Origin of the sequence: Flavimarina sp. Hel_I_48, from assembly GCF_000733945.1 — a bacterium.
Taxonomy (GTDB): Bacteria; Bacteroidota; Bacteroidia; order Flavobacteriales; family Flavobacteriaceae; genus Leeuwenhoekiella.
Genome location: NZ_JPOL01000002.1, coordinates 2153515 through 2171600, shown reverse-complemented (window position 1 = coordinate 2171600; position 18086 = coordinate 2153515). Strand labels below are relative to the sequence as shown.

Here is an 18086-nt window from a genome sequence, read left to right as displayed (position 1 = left end):
TTTTATTTTTTATCGATTCTAATACTTTGCACACGGTACAGATCGTCTGTCGCCTGCAATAATTTCTTTTTCAAAATAGGACTAAAATCAGGGTGTGAAGTTAAAAAGTTTTGCAGGATATCGTAGGCTTCTTTGCCTGAATAATTGCCTATCGTGCTATTCAGCCAGGCTTTGGGAAAGAAAATATCACCCGTACGCTGAATTTCTTCTACCAGATCCTGCGAAAGTTGTATGTGTTTTATCGCACTTTGCTGCCGCAACGGATGGTTGATAAGATTTGCTGCAGCTGTAACCCAGGATTCTTTCTCGCGGTTTTTTTCTTCCTTAAAGGAATTGAAAAAGGCATCCCTTTCATTTTCATCTTCAGACAAGGCAGGAAGTAAAAACTGAAAGCGTTTCTTCTTATCTGGATTTGAGATAAAATCTTCCGTTTGTTCTAAAATCTCTGCTCTTTTTGGGTGTTTATAAACCGCCAGATCCTGCGCCATAGCCGTAAAATCGTCCTCGTTTAGCCTTAAATCGGCTATTTTTGTGTCTTTTTTCCAGATTTTATACAGTTTTTCCCTGCCTTCTTCAGAATATGCCACATTGCTAAAAACATTAAAAAGGGTCTTCTTTATGTTCGGTTTCAAATTGTTTTTAAGCGCATTATAAACTAAAGTTTCAAGCTCTTTTTGATGGTCATCACGTTGTTCAGGCGTGAGGAAATGCCAAAAAATGCTCTGCAATTCACTTGAGATCAAATTCAGTATAAATTCGTTTTTCTCACTTTTTAAACCTTCTTCTAGCAATTTAAATTCCGCAAGTACATCAATTTCCCCATTCAGTGTCTTTTCGTAACTGTTGATATAACTATAAGCACGCGCCACTTCATCTTTAATTTGTGGGATTTGCATCACTGTATTTTCCGCAAGCGGAAAAACGCCATAACCCAGGCCATCATAGTTATAAATGATGTTTTGTGGTTTTGGTAAGCCTTCAATTTCATTAATTTGAGTTTTTCTATCGGTTAAATTAACGGTGAAAATCCGGGTAGAATTGGGATAAATCAAGCCGATTTTAAAGGTTTGTGGCCAGATTTTATCTGAACCATCTTCTGCCTGCTGAAGAATTTCAAAAGATGAAATTGTATCCTTATCATACTTTACGTCATCAGAAAAAACGGGACGGCCGCTTTGGTTTACCCAGATAGCGCTCCATTTTTTCATGTCCAGTGCCGTTTTCCCATCCAGAATTTCAATCAGATTGTTCCAGTCGGCATTGTCATACGCGTAGGTTTTTATGTATTCCCGTATGCTTTCGCGGAATTTTTCTTTGCCCACGGCAAGCTCCAGCTGCCGCATCATGATGGGCGCTTTATTATAAATTATAGCGCCATAAAGTGACCCTGCATCTTTCAGGTTTTCCAGATCCTGACGTATGGGGTTTGTGCCCCGCGTTCGGTCTTCGCCATAGGCGCTGGGATAATGATTGAGCACAAAAAGCAAATCGTGGTTAATATCAGGAAATGCGGGATTTGCGATCTTATCTGCCATAAAATTGGCGAAAACCTCTTTCATCCAGACGTCATTGAACCATTGCATGGTCACCAGATCGCCAAACCACATATGCGAAGTCTCGTGCGCAATGAGTTTGCCGCGGCTCAGTTTTTGACTTTCGGTGGCTGTGTGATCCAGAAAAAGCGAAGATTCCCGATACTGAATCGCGCCCACATGCTCCATCCCGCCGTACTGAAAAACAGGAATCGCGGCAAAATCCAGTTTCTGAAACGGAAACGGATGACCGGTGTAGTCTTCCAGAAAATCAACTGACTGCTGATGCAGATCAAATATAGTATCTACACTGTATTCTATCTTTTCGGGATCTGTCTCGCGGTAGAGCATGTGCATGGTGAGATCTTCCTTTTCACTGATCGCTTCCTCAAATTTACCAGCGACAAAAGAAAACAAATAGGTGCTCATCTTGTCCGTTTTGCCGAATTGATGTTCGGTGAAATCATCTTTTTCAATTGTTTTTTCTTCCGGCGCACCGGCCATTACGTTCCAGTCTTTTGGCGCGGTGATATGCAGAATATATTCTGCTTTAATATTAGGCTGGTCAAAACACGGAAAAACCGTACTGGCGCGGTCTGGAACGAGCAGGGTATAAAGAAAATCCGGATTCCTGTTTAAAGATAATTCCCCGGCAATAAAGTCGATTTTCAGGATATTTTCACCGATTTTCAGGTGTTTTTGGTCAATTATCAAATGCTGCTCGCGATAATCAATGGGAATATTTTTACCATTAACCGAAACCGATATCAGATTTTCCTTCTTCTCCTTAAAGTCCAGGTAAAGCGGCTGGTCAAGCGTATTGATGTTCAGGTTAAGCTCAAGTTTTGCGGGAATGGAATCCTCCTGCTGAAGCGGAATTTTAAAATCAAGCCGATAAATGACACCATCTACCTGATTTTTCCGGTAAATGGCGAGATTTTCCGAAATACCATTGGATAAAAGATCTGGCTGCACTTTTTCACTTTTACAGGAAAGTACTATAATCGAGAGTAAAAGGGATAGCGTTAAAACCGTTTTCATACAATATGGATTAAGGGGAACTAAAGGAGAACTATTTATTTTCACTCTTATAAACAACGCCGTCTTTCATCACAAAACCAACATTAAAAAGGTCCTTAATTTCGGTTAGTGGATTCCCGTTAACTGCGATGATATCTGCCAAAAAACCTTCTTTTAGTTGTCCCAAATCAGAAAGCCGAAATACTTCGGCATTACCGCTGGTTGCTGCTTTTAAAACATCGTTATTTTCCATTCCATATTCAGACATGAGAACGAGTTCGCGCGCATTTTCGCCATGCGCAAAAACCCCAACATCGCCGCCGGCAACCACTTTTACATCACTTTTGAGCACTTTTTTAAAGAACTCGCGGGATTTCAGGATTGCTTCCGGTTCAGGTTGTGTTTTATCATCCCAGCCACGATACGTTGTGATGGCGTAGGTCGCGGCAAGTGTAGGGCACAGTGCCACGTCATGTTCTTTCATTAGTTCCAGAACCTCATCCGTAGCATCGCTGCCGTGCTCAATGGAGCGTACACCGGCGAGTATGGCGCGGCGCATGCCTTCTGCGGTTGACGCATGTGCGACCACATCGCGGCCACTGCTTTTTGCCGTTTCCACAATCGTTTTGAGTTCGTCAACCGAAAAGGTGGGCATTGCGGTTTTATTGGGTCCCCAGCGGTAATCTGCATACACTTTGATCACATCTGCTCCGTAGCCTATCTGCTCCCGCGTCACGCGAATTAAATCAGCACCATCAGCAGGTTGTGCGCCCAGGATCACATCCATATCCGGGTTGTAACCGCTTGGGCCGTAACTGCCCGAAGCGACAATCGCCCTACCAGCGACAAGCATCCTTGGCCCGGGATTGATGCCCAGCTCAATGCTCTGTTTTATAGCGACATCTGCGTAAGCAGCGCCTTCTGAACCCAGATCTCTAATAGTGGTAAAACCGGCCATAAGGTTCTTTTCGGCCATTTTTGCACCGCGAATGGCGCGAAGGCTACGGGATTCTTTAAGCACCTGATCATTCCAGTCGGTTTGATCATAAGGATAAAGCAGCACGTGCGAATGGCCTTCTATCATTCCCGGCATCAGCGTACTGTTTCCCAGGTTGATTATGGAATCTGCCTTGCCTTGCAGGTTTTTGGTAGGGCCTACTTCCGTTATCCTGTTGCCATTTACTAAAACAGCATAATTAGAATGCATTTCCATTCCGTCAAAAAGACGCTCTGCGGAAAGCATGATAGTTTGGCTAAAAAGTGTACTGGAAAAAAGAAGAAATAGGAAGGTGTGGATTGCTCTCATTGGTTTGTGGAAAAACCGTTAAGATAAGTATTTTGGTGGAAATGTATACAGGATTAATTTCGCTTCCTAAAGATTCAAAAAATCAATTTATTCTAGCAATTTGTTTCCGTAGCGACCCAATAAGGCGCCAATTGCTCCGCTGAACACGAGTTTGTCCAACGCTTGAATTTGATTGGCATCCAGCCAGAATAAATAGGTGGGTGCTAGAAAGTGATAAACGCGTATGACAATCACAATAAGGGCAACAATCCACAGAAAGTAAAGAGAACCTATAAATATTCTGTGTCGATGTTTATTTTTAGCCCGTTTATTTTCTTCTTCAAAAAGTTCAGTTTCTTCCCTGGTTTTTAAAAGCTTCCTTTTTTCGCTAGATGCTTCCTCAATAACCTCTAATTCTTCCTGACTTTTTTGATCCACAGGGGGGTATTTTAAGAATTGACTAGTTCCTCACTGCTGGTTTGGGCTTTTTTTTCGTAGTATGACCTTATGGCGGCATTGGGAATTATAGCGCCAGATTTTAAACTTCCCCCTTCTTTGTTCCACGTAGTAAACCAGGGGGTGTCTGGCATATGAGTAAGCGCTGAAAGCTCTGTTCCCGTATAATTTCTGTAAACTTCCCATACCTTATCAAGAAGGGCTCTATCATTAAAATTAGCTAAAAGCTCATTAAATTCAGATTTATCATTTTTGCTAAAAAACTGCATCGCATCTATATCATTCCGGCCATATTTTTTAAATGCAACATAAACTGATTCTACGACAGGGCCATATTTCCAAGCTTCGGTTTGTTCGGTAATCAAAGGTTCTTTTCTAATGCCCAAGTGCCAGCCATGTGCGATGTAAACCAGTTTTAATACCTTCATCGGGGTAATACTTACACCTTCATCTATAGATTTATAAATGAAATAATTAGCAACTGCAAGGGGGTTATACATACTTTTAAATTTAAAAAAACTTATAAGATTAATAGTTGAACAATCTTTGTAAAAGCTAAGGTAATGCTTATAAATATAAGTAAAAAACCAGAATAACCTAAAGATAAATCTCAATCAATCCCTCGGGAACATCAAGAATGATCTTGTTTTCTTCGCGATTGAGTTTTTTGATAAACTTATCGTTTACCGGAATTAGCACCTCTTTTCCGTTAGCGTCAATCACAAATAACGCCTGGGAGGTATTGTCATTTACACCTTTGATCACGCCTATAGGGCCATAGGAAACATCCTCAACGGCAAAACCGGTAATCTCGTGATAATAAAATTTATCGCCCGTAAGTTTGGGCAGTTTGTCCAGGGGTAAGTAAAGGTCTGCGCCTATAAGATCTTCGGCGTCAGCCTCATCTTCCACATCTTCAAAATCAATACGCAACAAGGTAGATTTATGAAGCTGGCAGGAGGTAATAAAAAAAGGAATCAGTTTGTCGTTAAAATCGACAAAAACTGATTCCAGATTTTGGTAAGTTTCGGCTTCGTCTGTGTCCAGTTTGGCCAGCAGCTCGCCTTTAAAACTAAATTTGCGCACGATTTTGCCCAGATAGAAACAATCCTCTTTTAGCATCGTGACCGCGTATTTATTTAGTTTCTTCTTCCTTTGTTTCTTGCTCTGTTGCAGGAGCTTTTTCCTCTTCAGGGGCTTCTTTGGCTTCTGTATTTTCAGCATCGGCCGGAGCATCATCCTGTCCTTCAGCCGCAGCTTCTGGTTCTGGTTCTGGCTGGTTTGCTGCGATACGTGCATCATTCACCGCTTTTTCAGCTTCTAATGCCTCTTTTTTGGCTTTTTCCTGCTCTTTGGTAAGATTCTCTTTCTTAGAATCTATCTTACCACCTTTTTCTTCTAACCAGGCATTGAATTTTTCTTCCATCTGCTCTTCGGTAATCGCGCCTTTACGCACGCCTCCTGCAAGGTGGTTCTTCAACAATGCTCCTTTATAAGAAAGCAAACGCTTAGCGGTCTCACTGGGCTGCGCCCCGTTTTGTAACCATTTTACCGAAGCGTCAACATCAAGATCTATTATCGCTGGATTCGCGGTAGGATTGTAGGTTCCCAATTTCTCAAGAAATTTACCATCTCGCTTTGAACGTGCATCTGCTGCTACAACCCAGAAAAAAGGTTTTCCTTTTTTACCGTGTCTCTGTAATCTAATTTTTACTGGCATAAGAATTAATTTTTGAGGTACCCGACCCCGTTTATAATTTTGTTATTTAAGAGCGCAAAGATACTTCAATTATTTAATAGCCGAACATCATGCCCCGTTTTATTTAAATTACCGAAAAAGCATGAAAATCACCCGTTTAAAGCGTTAACTTTAGTATTAAACCTATTAATTGGAATTTACATAAAACGCATAGATCACACCGGGAAGCCATCCTACAAAGGTCAATAAGAGACAGATCAAGAATTTACTGCCCAGCCCATGGGTAAGAAAAACGGCGAGCGGCGGCAATAAAATAGCCAGGATTATATTTAAAATAGACATAGTGACTCGTTTTTGGTTTGTTTGCCTAAAGTAGTCACGCATGAACACATACCGCGTTAACAAAGGCTTAATTATTTAATTTTTAAGGCTTTATATATGCCTATAGATGAAGGTTGTTTCCGCGTTAAAGAAAGATCAATACCACTTGCTGCCGTGCGCTATTTGCCTACTTTGGGATAAAATAAACCATCCATGAAATTCAACATAACCATAACGAAAGCAAAACTTGTAGACGAATTCCCAGAGCACTGGAGCAGCGATGATTACCGCCAACTCTTAGAGGCTTTTGAATTTAGCGACGCAGCCGGTGTTGCTGATAGCGAACTGCGCGAGATGCTTTTTCTTGCCATGTCTGACCTTGAACCAGAAGAATCTGCGCGCATCGTGCTTGATTATAAACTGGGCGACAGTCTGAACGAAGGGCAAATTGATCAGATCTCACATGAAATGTTGCAGGACAAAATTTCTGAAGAGTACGCAAATATCAACTTTCACCATGAGCTATTCCACATCAATCAGCTCTTATATAAAGGCTATAACGGGAATTTCCCAAGTGCAAAAGCGAGTATCATAGAATTTGAACTGAAACCGCTCAAAAAGGAAAAACCCGAAGAAGTAGATAAAGTATTTGCATTGCGGGCACTTGCGGGAGGAATAAACCAGCGCGCGGTGCTTAAACGTCTTTTTGAAGATCAGCTCAATGGCGAAAAAGAGTTTCCGGAGGCGGAAGCTATTCTCTGGGAATTTAAAGACCTGGGCGAAGATCAGTACCGACTTATAACTTCAGAATACTGGCTTGACCAGACTGATTTTGAAACAGGCGAATTTGAATCTACCGTAGAAATTGAAGATTAAGTAGCCCGTGGCCTTCCCATGGAAAGCAATTACAAACTCCTCCCCTTCGGGGAGGCTGGGTGGGGATTAGAGGTCGGCAGGGGATTTATATTTACCCTATTTTTCAACGTTCTTTTCTCTTCCTGTAAACCCTGAATTTTGTTCAGTAAATTCATGATAACGTCAATACCCTCCAGGTTGATGTGCAGATCGCGGTTAAAACGCATGATCTGTTCCAGTTTAGGAAGTTCTTCCGGTTTTATAAATACCGTTTCCTGTTCTTCAATAAGATCTATAAACCCATGATCGCGCAGGGTGTAGATATAGGTAAACTCAATCTCATGGCTGCTGCAAAAGGTTTCGGCAAGTATTAATGCTTCGGTCTTCATGATTTTATTTTTTTGATGAAAGTGCTGCTAGTTTGCTGAACAATTCCCGTTCTTCCGCAGAAAGATCTTTCGGCATAATCACTTTGTAATTCAGGTACAAATCGCCGTATACGTTCTCTTTTCGGTATACCGGAAAACCTTTTCCTTTCAATTTAACCGTGGTACCGCTATCAGTGCCTTCCTTGATTTTTAATTTGACCTTGCCGCTAAGCGTATCTACCATAATCTCGCCACCCAGCACGGCATCGTACAAACTAATTTCCACGTCCTTGAAAAGATCGCTTTTATCGCGTTTAAAAGCGGTATTGTTATTAATTCTGAAAGTAATAAAAAGATCACCGTTGGGACCACCGTTTTTGCCTTCGCCACCGTGATTTTTTATCTTAATGACCTGCTCGTTCTCAATACCCGCGGGTACGGTAATCCTTATATTTTTTCCATTTAAGGTAAGTGTGCGCTTTTGCGTGGTGAGCACATCCAGAAGATCTAGCTGCAAACTGGCATTTAAATCCTGCCCACGGAACCTCACGTTACGGGAATTTTGCGCACGGCCGCCCGCACCGCCGAACATGGATTCAAAGAAATCTGAAAAATCTGCATCAGAGCCCTGGCCATAACCTGCACCCTGCCCTCCCGGTCTGCCATATCGCTGTGATCTTCGTGCCTGTTCAAATTGATCTGCATGCTGCCAGTCCTTACCGTGCTGGTCATATTTTTTTCTATTTTCTGGATTGCTCAGCACCTCGTTTGCCTCATTGACCTCCTTGAACTTCTGCTCCGCCACCGGGTCATTGGGATTGAGGTCAGGATGGTACTTACGGGCAGCTTTGCGGTATGCCTTCCTGATGTCTGCTTCTGTAGCTGATTTATCGAGCTCCAGCGTTTTATAGTAATCTATGAATTCCATTAAAAATGCTTTCTGAATTTACCCCTAAAAGTAGCAAAAAACGGCATAAAAACATCCGTTTTTTAGGCTGAATATAGCTATTTTACTATCTTCATAAAAGCAAAAAAGCCTTACCTGTATAGGTAAAGCTTCTCATTGGGTTTCACTACAAACCCTGCCATACACGAGGCATGGCAACACAACATCGTTATAATTTCTTCAGCCGGAATACTAGTGCCGTTTTACAAAAATACGATACTGTTTTGAATTGATAAAAGGAAAAGTGGGCATTCTGGATCAACCTGAATTTTTCATTATACCGTTTTTGGCATTGCGGTCTGTTTTGCTTTTTGGATCTTGCAAATCAATACGATCAGATGGTTTGGATTTAGCAATCAATTAACACTTGTTTCTCCGTTTTGAAAATAGTTTTCAATTATTTTTACTTGTAAGACAACCTGCAACCACAACCTTCTAGTGAATAATTTTTGAACTAATTTGAATTCTATCTTTAAGGATTTTTAGTTTAAGAATACGTTTTGATCAACTTAAAAAACAAATTAAAAAAACGCTTTATGCAAAAAGAGAACAAAAATTTAGGTATTGCCATTGTAGGTCTTGGCGGTGCGGTAGGCACTACCGCTGTTGCTGGTTCATTGCTTATTAAGAACGGTATTCAGGATAAAACCGGGCTGCCACTTGCAGAATTTGACAATCTAAATCTTACCGCTTACGAGAATATCCACTATAACGGTTGGGATATTTTTGACGATAATTTATATGAATCCGCAAAAAAACATGGTGTTCTCAACAGTGAGCAACTCGCGGCCATAAAGGACGATCTTGAGAAAATAACCCCGTGGAAAGCCATTGCCAATAAAGATTTTTGCTCTGGCGTAACTGACAATAAGATAAGTGAATATACCCTTCGCGATCAGGTTAAAGTAATACAGGACAACCTTCAGTCTTTTTCCGAAGATATAAATGCCCCTGTCATCCTCATCAACCTTGCCTCTACCGAACACGCTGTTGACGTGACCGATCCTATTTTTCAGACCGTGGAAGCTTTTGAAAAAGCGCTTGATGACGACAGTAAGAAAATTTCCCCGGCAATGGTGTATGCTTATGCCGCTATAGATATGGGTGTTGCTTACGGTAATTTTACCCCAAGTATGGGTGTGGATGTTCCCGCGCTCATTCATTTCTCACAAGAGCGGAATGTTCCCGTTGCCGGTAAAGATGGCAAGACCGGTCAGACATTTGTCAAAACCGTTGTTGCTCCTGCCTTACGTGCACGCGCGCTTAAAGTGGACGGCTGGTTCTCTACAAATATTCTGGGTAACCGCGACGGCCAGGCACTGGCCAAACCAGAATCTTTACAGTCCAAAATCAATACGAAAGGGAGCGTACTCGATTCTTGCCTCAACTATAAGGTGGAAAATCATATGGTGCAGATTCATTATTATAAGCCTCGGGGCGATGATAAAGAAGCATGGGACAATATTGATGTCACCGGCTTTTTAGGTCACAAAATGCAGATGAAGATCAACTTTTTATGTAAGGACTCCATTCTTGCGGCACCGCTCGCCATAGAGATCGCGCGTTGCCTTAACCTTGCTTCACAGCGTAATGAAGGCGGCCCCATAGAAGCCCTCAGTGTATTTTTTAAAGCACCTTTGACTGCCGATAATAAAGCGCCAGAACACCGTTTTGCTATCCAGCAGCAAAACCTTGTGGACTGGTTGCATGAGGATGTAGACAAGGAAAACAAAGAAAAAATCAAAGCCCCAGAAGGCGAAAAATCACTGGTCTAAGTCCCACTGATTTTGAAAAAAACAGACGCGCAGACCGTGCATCTTGAACCTATGGGAGCATTAAAAGAAATGCTTCCCGAACTTCAGGATCTTAAACGGCAACAGCCCGCCCATTATACTAAAAGCATTGCTTCCAGCCTGTTTACAGAAAGCTGGGAGCGGCTTTTATATGGGAAAAACCCAAAGGATATTGCTTTAAGGATTACCCTGAAAGCCTTGCTAGCCATAGTACTGCCAGGTTGCGACGGGCATTTCTTTAAAACAGCTGGGATTGATCAAAAATCGGCTGAAACCATATTAAAATCGGCATTTTATGAACAAATTGGGGATAGAATCGATTCAAGACTCTATCAAAATTTATGGAAGGAAATCCCTGAGTTGGTCGCGGAATTTTTTGTCGAAACTAATTTCAGAAAAAAATTAGACCCTTACGATTCAAAATACTGGTTTGTCGAAGCCCTTTGCAATCAGCCGCGCGCCGGCGCCACAAAACCCGGAATGTCAAGATTGCTGCTGGTCCCGCCAGAGATGCATTCTGAACATTGTTTGATAACCGCAGTGTATGCGGTATTGCTTAGTCCCGGTTTTAATGCGGAAATAGGCCTGCCCTTTCTGACTGGTCTTACGCACCATTTGCACAACGCAGTTTTGCCAGATTGTGGCTTTGCCGGGGAGATTGCGCTGGGTGAATATTTGCATCCCATTATCGAAAATTCAAGGGCTGAGGCGCTAAAGCATGTGGATAAAAAATCGTCAGAACATATTATGAATGCCATTTTAAACCATGAAAATCTGGAAAATGCCGAAGGCAGAAGCAGCAGCGCCGCAGACGTTTTAGATCGTGTTTTGGATATTAAATGGCGCGTTCGTGCCGCATCGGTAATTGAAAAGGATGTTCTTGATGATCTTGAACTTGTACATGACGGACCTATAAAAAGCTTTCAGATGGAAGTGCTAAAAAGTGCCGACTTATGACCAAAATCGACCAAAAAGACGCGAAAATTGGTGTTTTAGAGGGATTATTAAGTCCTTCAAATGAACAGCTTTTGTGGCAGTCTGAACCTAATATACTTACAGACGGAAAACAGGAATTTCCCTATCTGCAAAACATTGCTTATTTACGTGATAAACCTGCGCTACGGGAGCAATCGGTAAAGTTTATAAAAGAAGGAAAACTTAAAAACGCCCTCCGGGTTTTACTTAAAGATCAGGATGATTTTGCGCCTCTTCCGCCACCGGAAAATGAAGCCTTAGACCAGATTTTAGATAAAAATACCGGTTTTCTGGAAACCATGCGCCTGCTCAATTATGGTCCCGTCACCGAGTATTTTGCCCACCGCACCACCGCACCCACTTTTTTATCAGGTTTGACCTTACTGCAACTGGGGGCGCAAAAGGAAGTTCCGCTTATTGAAGTCGCCTGCGGTGCCGGTCATTTTCTGCGTACGCTGGAAGCTAACGGCTATCAGGCAACAGGAATTGATCTTGTGTTCTCTAAACTCTGGCTGGCGCGAAAGTTTATGAATGTCCAGGGGCCATTAATCTGTGCGGACACCATGGGGAAACCCATTTTTAAACCGACTAAACCAGCTACCGTTTTTTGTCATGATGCGTTTTATTTCTTTGAAAAAAAGGAAAAAGTTCTTGAAAATCTCCGCAAACTTGCGGCTGGCGGCAGCATTATTGTGGGCCATGTACATACTAACGCAATTGATCACGGCGTAAGTGGCCATCCCATTTCAGAAAAGGAATACCGGGATATGGCACCTAAAAACACCATGTTTTACGCTGATAAGGAATTGGTTGATTTTTGGCTAAATCCTAACGAAAAACAAGGGATCACACCACTACAGTCAGGGGATCATCCGGTAGTTTCCTGGATTGAGAATCCATCAGATGAAATAAATGACCCACTTAATGAATTTGCCGGCGAACTGCACCTCAACCCTATGCTTTCCGAAGGAGAAAAAGGTTTGAAAATCAACTGGCCCACACCTGGTTATAAAAAGGAATACGAAGCGGAAATGCCGTATTTTAATGCGGTAAAGTTGTCAAAAACGGACTTAAATGTCCTAAAAACGGCTTCCGAAGCCCATAAAATGGACTATTTCAAACAGCGTATTTTGCTTGATACCCCACAATTATGAGCAGTATATTGAAAATGGGAATCATAGGTTACGGCTGGGTGGCGCGGGATTATATGTACCCGGCGCTTCAGAAAAATCCGCGTGTTCAGTTGGTGGCGGCTTGTGCGCAACACGCTTCGGAAATGAAAAACCTGCCCCAAACGGTCAAAAAATATACTGAAATAGATGAGTTTTTAAAGCATAGCGCATTGGATGCTGTTTATGTTGCGACACCAAACCATTTGCATGCAGCGCATACGATTGCCAGTATTGAGGCGGGATTGCATGTTTTGTGCGAGAAACCACTCGCCACGAGCCTTGCAGATGCAGAAGCCATGATATTTTCCGCGCAGTCGGCTAAAACGGTCTATGCCACCGCATACGACCAGCGTTTTCACCCTGCGCACGAACAGGTTTATGAGCAAATTCAGCAAGGTAAACTCGGTCAAATTACACAGGTTAAAATAGATTATGCGTGCTGGCTGCCCAAAAACTGGAGCGTTGATAATTGGCGTATAGACCAGGAAAGGGCCGGCGGTGGCGCTATTATAGACCTGGCGCCGCATGGTCTTGATCTTTTGGAAACCCTGCTGGACGATACAATTGTGGAAATTAAAATTTTTGAGCAAAATGTTGTTCAGGATTATAAGGTGGATGATGGCGGGGTGCTTATGCTTCGGTTTGCCTCAGGGGTTTTGGGAAGTATGCACGTAGGTTACAACCGTCCAGATACGCTTCCGCGGCGCACACTGGAAATTTTCGGCACTGCCGGAATGCTGCGCGCCACAAATACCATGGGTCAGGATCCCGGCGGGAACCTCACCTTTATAGATAGCGCTACCGGAACACAAAAACCAATTGCTTTTGACATGGAAAAATCCCCTTTTGAAGCCCAGCTAAACGGTTTTGTGAACAGTATTTTAGTAAAAAAGATTCCGTCACGTTCACCGGAAGACGACCTCCGCCTATTCACACTTTTGTTCAACGCACTTAAAAGAGAAACCCAATGGCATTAACGCACTACGCATGCACGCACTGTGGAAGCTGGATTTTGTGGTTTGATACGCGCGAGCCCATTTACTGCAAAAATTGTATGGACGTGCGGAACGCCCTGCCCGATGAAGATTTTACCTATATTCATATTGACGCTGCCAAAGCGAAATATACAACCCAATGGCAGGAAGTTTTGCCGGGATTGTGGGATTTTAGCACCGCGCCCCAATTGGGTCTGGGCTCCCATGGCTGGTTGATCATTCGCGAAGGTGGCAATATCGCATTTGAGGCCGCGCCGCATTATTCGCAGGCCGCACTGGACAAGATTGAAGCGCTTGGCGGGATTTCTATCCTCGCGGCTTCGCATCCGCACGGTTATGGTGCGTTATGGAAGTTACAGGAAGCTTTTTCGCCCAAATTGATCATTCATAAAAACGACCTGGAACATACGAAAGCTTTTAAGGTAAATCATCCCATTGATGATTTTGAACAGCTGGACGACCACCATGTGATGGTGCGCATGGGTGGGCACTATGATGGTCAGACCGCACTTTTTGATGCGAAGAAAAAAATCCTATTTGCCGGCGATGCGCTCAAAATTGATTTTGATTCAAACGGCGAAGCTTGCGCCCTGAGCTGCCACAAAGGCTATCATTATCACATTCCGCTTACGCCAGATGAGCTGCGGCATTATCAGAAAATATTTTCCATGTATGATTTTGACCATGTGTGCACGCCCTTTGAATTTGGCCGCGATGTTTCGCAGAAAAAGGCGCTCTCACTGGTAAACCATTTGCTGCAAACCGAGCCGCACACCCATCCCGTTTCCTTAAAAACCCTTCTGGCATGAGCAAAGACAAACAATTAGAAAAAGTACTTGAGACCTACAAAAACAGTATGCCGAAAGGGGAACTGAAAACCTTCCGCATTGACGGTATTGACCAATTGGAAATTCCTATCGTAGATGCTACTTTTCTGGGCGATGACGGTTCATACGGTAATGGGCTGGGTTATGGCGCCACGCCCACAGAGGCTGAAGTGGGCGCTTATGGCGAGCTTTATGAAGAATTTTTTATTATGCAGGCTTCGCTGAATATACCACGCGTGGAAGCTTCTTTTGCTGATATGCAGCAGAAATATAAAGAAGAGATCGTGATCGATCCACTTACGCTGGTGCTTGAGGCCGGTTCAAAATACGATAAGGATTTACACTTAAAATGGGTGCAGATCAATAGGCTTTCAGACGATGCGCCGGCATGGGTTCCCCTTGAATTTTTGGGCAATTATAATGAATATGTTGCCTATCCCAACCAGTTGATCACTGCGATTACCAATGGTTGTGGCGCCGGCGATACTTTTGAACGCGCGCTCCTGCATGGCCTTTTAGAACTTTTACAGCGTGATGGCAATGCCGATTGTTTCCGGGCGCTGGATCAGGGAAAAGTGATCAATCTGGAAGGAATTTCACAAGAAACACGCCAATTGATGCAAAAATTAGAAGAGAAAGGGCTGAAAGTGATCCCAAAATTGGCGCGAACCACCTGTGGCTGTGTAAGTTTATATGCGGTGGGCGACGATCTTTCCGAAGATGATTTTCCGTTTACGGTGGCCGCGTGTGGGGAAGCGGCTGATCCAGATTTTGACCATGCCATCCGCAAGGCGGTCCTTGAGTGTGCCTCTTCACATTCGCGGAAAATTTTCTATCACAGCAGCATGGAGCGCAAGACCACGATCACGCCTGAAGGCTATGCGGAGGAAAATTTAAAACTTATTGACCTTGAAGCCGAAGAACAGCGCGCCCTGCGTACCCACGTGGAATGGCTGGAAATGGGCAAGGAAAAACTACGCGAGAAATTAAACGATAGCGTGTTTTCAGAAAAAGAAATTATTTCGACTGAAAATTTACCGCATTTTGATAAGACTTCCGTGGACGATCGGTTGAAACACGTTATCAAAGGGTATAAAAAAGAAGGTCTGGAAATCTATTATTACCAGGCCACGCCACCAGGGCATCCCATACAAGTGGTTCGCGCGATCGTACCGGGCATAGAAATGGAATTTGGCAGCTACCACCGTATTGGTTATCGTGGGATACAGCGACTATTGGAACGCAAAGACAAACTGATCAGCACGGTTTCCGGACCAGGCAAAAAGCGTATACGCCTCACCGCGGAAAAAGAAAAAGAGCTGGGAGGTCGTTTCTGGCTCGATACGCACGCGCTGGACGAAAAAATCAACGATCTCTATCCACTATACCGCGAACCCAATGCCCACAGTGCCATGCACGCGCTTAAAACCGGTTATTTTTCAGAAGAAAAAACTATATAAATCCCATGTCTCAAAAATTACGTTTTGCCTATAACACAAACGGTTGCAACAATCACCGCCTTAACGATGCGCTGGACCTCATCGCCGAAGCTGGTTATGATGGTGTCGCGCTGACGTTAGACTGGCAACATCTGGATCCTTTTGCGGAAGATTGGCAGGACCAGTCCGAAAAATTAAAAGAGAGACTGCACACCTTGGGACTGGGCTGTGTGATCGAGACCGGAGCGCGCTATCTGCTCAATCCACGGGAGAAACACGAACCTACTTTTTTAAATCCGCTGCAGGAAGGCCGCGACCACCGACTCGCATTTTTAAAGCGTGCTGTGGATATCGCTGCGATCCTTGATGCGGAAGCGGTTTCATTCTGGGCAGGCGTAAAACAGGAACAAGTACAGACTAAGGATGCCTGGAACTATCTAAAAACCGGGATGGATATATTATGCGCTTATGCGGAAATGAAAAAAGTCACGCTTGCCTTAGAACCAGAACCCGGTATGTTGATCGAAACGCTAGCAGATCTGGAACAATTGAACAAAGAGCTCACCATCCCGCTGCCGCTCGCGCTTGATGTGGGCCACGTCTGGGTAACCGGGGAAATGGATCCTGACGAAGCGGTGAGGCAACATGTACAAAACAGCGCCACCGCAGCGATTGAAGGCATGAATAAAGGGGTGCACATACACCTGCCCGTTACTGAAGGCGATATGGATGTGCCTAAAATCATTGCCGCTTTTAAAAAGCAGGATTATGATAAACTGATCTGTGTGGAGCTTTCCCGGGAATCGCACCGCGCGCACAAAGCTATTTTTGAAAGTATTGCTGCCCTGCGGAAGATGGAGATGGAATAAAATTCAAGACCGCTTCGCTGAAAGAGCAAAGAAAAAAAAGAAGAGACGAGAGAAATGATTTCCTTCATACCAAACTTGTTTCAGTATCACGCGTGCTAAGTTGTTGATGTGATCCTGAAACAAATTCAATGAAAGGTTAGAATATTAAAGAGTTGATGGTATGTGCAACCAACTATTGATCCTATAAAAACAAAAAATTAAACTCATAATATGCGAATTTGTTTTTTATCCAGAAGGTATTTTCCAGCCGTTTCCGGCATGAGCGTCTATGCGCGCAATATGACCAAAGCCCTGGCAGACCGTGGGCATGAGATTGTAATGATCAGTCAGTATCGGGAGGATGAAAAGGGGGTGGGAATTTATGGGGGCGGCCCTCCGCCTGATGAAACCTGGATGGAAGTGGACGGCCTGCGTTCTTTTGGCGAAGAGCAAGCCGATGAAAACACTCCGGCAGATTTTGAAATGGATATGCGTGAAATGCTCGCTACCGCGGAAGAATACCACGCAAAAAAACCTTTTGATGTGGTGCATGCGCAATACTGTTACCCTAACGGACTGGTCGCACTAGAGCTCAGCAGACGCTGGAACGTACCTAACATTACCTCTATACAGGGCGGCGATGGTCACTGGGTAGGATTATGCTGCAAGACCCATAAAAAAGCGATGGACGCCGTGCTGCAACACGCCATGGCGCTTATTATAGGCTGCGAAAGTTTTGCGAAGGAAGTTTCCGAAAATCACAATATTCCACTGCAACGGTTTACGATCATACCCGGAGCGACCAATACAAAACAGTTTCAACCGTCGCAAGCATTGGGAAACATTCAAAATCCTGCACGTTTACTGTATCACGGTCGGGTAGATCAGCGGAAGGGAGTGCTTGATTTTATTGAAGCAGGAAAATTACTGCTGGATGAAAAAATCAATATCAAATTGATAATTTCAGGTATTGGACCTGATCTGGAAGCTGCAAAAAACAGGGTAAAAACACTGAAAATTGACGCTGTAACCGAATTTTTAGGTATGGTTTCCTATAAAAATGCGCATGAGGTGTATCATCAAGGGGATATTTTTGTTTCGCCCACCTATGCCGAAGGTTTTTCAAATACCATTTTAGAAGCGATGGCCAGTGGGTTGCCCATAGTTTCAACAGACACGGTGGGTGTGAAAGATTGTGTATCCCATGGAATCAACGGAATGTTGACCCAGCCGGGAGCTATTCCTGCGCTGGCAAAAGTTCTCAAAGAACTCATTTCTGACGAAGAATTACGCCGAAAACTGGCCGAAAACGCTAAAAAAGAAGTGGAAACCAAATATTCCTGGCCGGTTGTGGCGGAGCAACTGGAAACGGTCTACAAGAAAATTTCCGAAGAGAAAATTGATACGGACTGGCTGGAAAAATATAATATTTCAGATAGACTTGAAGATGCCGATTTGAGTTGTAGGTTCAGGAAGAATCCACATTTGTTATAAAATTCAGCAAAAACCCCTCCACCGCCGAAAAGGCGGTACCTCCCCTTCTCTAAGGGGAGGA

Annotated in this window: 18 protein-coding genes; 9 read left to right on the top strand and 9 right to left on the bottom strand. The window is 43.5% G+C overall.

Going from position 1 to position 18086, the window contains the following annotated elements; genetic code table 11:
* Nucleotides 1–2: 2 nt before the first annotated feature.
* The 7 genes from P162_RS09620 to P162_RS09590 form a co-directional block, all read right to left on the bottom strand.
* Entirely contained in the window at nucleotides 3–2573 is a 2571-nt protein-coding gene (locus P162_RS09620; protein WP_031427143.1) for a M1 family aminopeptidase, read from the bottom strand.
* A gap of 31 nt (nucleotides 2574–2604) precedes the next feature.
* Nucleotides 2605–3858 (bottom strand): metal-dependent hydrolase family protein, encoded by a 1254-nt coding sequence (locus tag P162_RS09615; protein ID WP_031427142.1) that lies wholly within the window; start codon nucleotides 3856–3858, stop codon nucleotides 2605–2607.
* A gap of 87 nt (nucleotides 3859–3945) precedes the next feature.
* Nucleotides 3946–4275: a hypothetical protein gene (locus P162_RS09610; protein ID WP_031427140.1), complete on the bottom strand. Its 330-nt coding sequence runs from the start codon at nucleotides 4273–4275 to the stop codon at nucleotides 3946–3948.
* Nucleotides 4276–4286: 11 nt separating this feature from the next.
* A complete protein-coding gene (locus P162_RS09605) occupies nucleotides 4287–4793 on the bottom strand; it encodes a Panacea domain-containing protein (protein ID WP_035916997.1) in 507 nt (168 codons plus the stop codon).
* Nucleotides 4794–4890: 97 nt separating this feature from the next.
* A complete protein-coding gene (gene rimM / locus P162_RS09600) occupies nucleotides 4891–5415 on the bottom strand; it encodes a ribosome maturation factor RimM (protein ID WP_031427138.1) in 525 nt (174 codons plus the stop codon).
* A gap of 13 nt (nucleotides 5416–5428) precedes the next feature.
* Complete coding sequence (locus P162_RS09595) at nucleotides 5429–6013, bottom strand: 30S ribosomal protein S16 (RefSeq protein WP_031427137.1); 585 nt, start codon at nucleotides 6011–6013, stop codon at nucleotides 5429–5431.
* Nucleotides 6014–6178: 165 nt separating this feature from the next.
* The gene (locus P162_RS09590) at nucleotides 6179–6334 is read right to left on the bottom strand and encodes a YqaE/Pmp3 family membrane protein (protein ID WP_031427136.1); all 156 of its coding nucleotides are present in this window, start codon (nucleotides 6332–6334) and stop codon (nucleotides 6179–6181) included.
* 192 nt (nucleotides 6335–6526) lie between these two features.
* Here P162_RS09590 and P162_RS09585 point away from each other — a divergent pair, with 192 nt between their 5' ends.
* A complete protein-coding gene (locus P162_RS09585; RefSeq protein ID WP_031427135.1) occupies nucleotides 6527–7189 on the top strand; it encodes a hypothetical protein in 663 nt (220 codons plus the stop codon).
* Nucleotides 7190–7218: 29 nt separating this feature from the next.
* Here the strand turns inward: P162_RS09585 and P162_RS09580 are convergent, their stop codons facing one another.
* The gene (locus P162_RS09580) at nucleotides 7219–7557 is read right to left on the bottom strand and encodes a chaperone modulator CbpM (protein ID WP_051907846.1); all 339 of its coding nucleotides are present in this window, start codon (nucleotides 7555–7557) and stop codon (nucleotides 7219–7221) included.
* Nucleotides 7558–7561: 4 nt separating this feature from the next.
* Nucleotides 7562–8464 (bottom strand): DnaJ C-terminal domain-containing protein, encoded by a 903-nt coding sequence (locus tag P162_RS09575; protein ID WP_031427132.1) that lies wholly within the window; start codon nucleotides 8462–8464, stop codon nucleotides 7562–7564.
* Nucleotides 8465–9018: 554 nt separating this feature from the next.
* On the opposite strand from P162_RS09575, the gene P162_RS09570 reads away from it, so the two are divergent.
* From P162_RS09570 to P162_RS09535, 8 genes are all read left to right on the top strand, one after another.
* Nucleotides 9019–10257, top strand: coding sequence for an inositol-3-phosphate synthase (locus tag P162_RS09570; RefSeq protein WP_031427130.1), 1239 nt, complete (start codon nucleotides 9019–9021; stop codon nucleotides 10255–10257).
* A gap of 12 nt (nucleotides 10258–10269) precedes the next feature.
* A complete protein-coding gene (locus P162_RS09565) occupies nucleotides 10270–11232 on the top strand; it encodes a hypothetical protein (RefSeq protein ID WP_051907845.1) in 963 nt (320 codons plus the stop codon).
* The gene (locus P162_RS09560; RefSeq protein ID WP_031427128.1) at nucleotides 11229–12404 is read left to right on the top strand and encodes a class I SAM-dependent methyltransferase; all 1176 of its coding nucleotides are present in this window, start codon (nucleotides 11229–11231) and stop codon (nucleotides 12402–12404) included. The genes P162_RS09565 and P162_RS09560 overlap by 4 nt, the downstream gene beginning before the upstream one ends.
* Nucleotides 12401–13399 (top strand): Gfo/Idh/MocA family protein, encoded by a 999-nt coding sequence (locus P162_RS09555; protein WP_051907844.1) that lies wholly within the window; start codon nucleotides 12401–12403, stop codon nucleotides 13397–13399. The genes P162_RS09560 and P162_RS09555 overlap by 4 nt, the downstream gene beginning before the upstream one ends.
* Entirely contained in the window at nucleotides 13390–14226 is an 837-nt protein-coding gene (locus P162_RS09550; RefSeq protein ID WP_031427126.1) for a hypothetical protein, read from the top strand. Before P162_RS09555 ends, P162_RS09550 begins: the two co-directional genes overlap by 10 nt.
* Complete coding sequence (locus P162_RS09545) at nucleotides 14223–15704, top strand: YcaO-like family protein (RefSeq protein ID WP_031427125.1); 1482 nt, start codon at nucleotides 14223–14225, stop codon at nucleotides 15702–15704. Before P162_RS09550 ends, P162_RS09545 begins: the two co-directional genes overlap by 4 nt.
* 5 nt (nucleotides 15705–15709) lie before the next feature.
* Nucleotides 15710–16552 (top strand): sugar phosphate isomerase/epimerase family protein, encoded by an 843-nt coding sequence (locus tag P162_RS09540; RefSeq protein WP_031427124.1) that lies wholly within the window; start codon nucleotides 15710–15712, stop codon nucleotides 16550–16552.
* Nucleotides 16553–16762: 210 nt separating this feature from the next.
* Nucleotides 16763–18025 carry a glycosyltransferase family 4 protein gene (locus tag P162_RS09535; RefSeq protein WP_031427123.1) on the top strand — a complete coding sequence of 421 codons (1263 nt, stop codon included), beginning with the start codon at nucleotides 16763–16765 and terminating at the stop codon, nucleotides 18023–18025.
* Nucleotides 18026–18086 lie beyond the last annotated feature (61 nt).